Source organism: Streptomyces sp. BE303 (genome assembly GCF_036290945.1).
In the GTDB taxonomy this organism is placed as follows: domain Bacteria; phylum Actinomycetota; class Actinomycetes; order Streptomycetales; family Streptomycetaceae; genus Kitasatospora.
In genome coordinates, this window is sequence record NZ_JAQYWZ010000608.1 from 1 (window position 1) to 283 (window position 283).

General features: G+C 70.3%; 1 protein-coding gene. It reads right to left on the minus strand.

Annotation, left to right across the window (positions count from 1 at the left end; translation table 11 throughout):
• Nucleotides 1-34 precede the first annotated feature (34 nt).
• Nucleotides 35-283 (minus strand): helix-turn-helix domain-containing protein (locus PUR56_RS13855; protein ID WP_329875165.1); only part of this gene is annotated, 249 nt, incomplete at its 5' end.

Genomic DNA, 283 nt, shown 5'->3' on the forward strand with positions numbered 1-283 from the left:
AACCTCGCGGTCGGCATGCCCGCCTCGACGCGGATCACCTCGAGGTCCTCGAAGGGCCCGGCCGGCCCTCCGCGGACTTCTTCCACACCCGCAGCTCGACCGCGGCCTCACCCAGCGCCTGGGTCAAGTCGGCGACCTGAGTTTCGAGTTGCTGTTCCCGGCTGCTGGGGCCGGACTTCCCGGACGCAAGTCCGGCCCGGCCGGACTCCAGGAACTGCCGCTTCCAGTTCCCGATCGACTGCTCGGACACCTTCACCCGCCGCGCGGCCTCGGCAACGGTCAT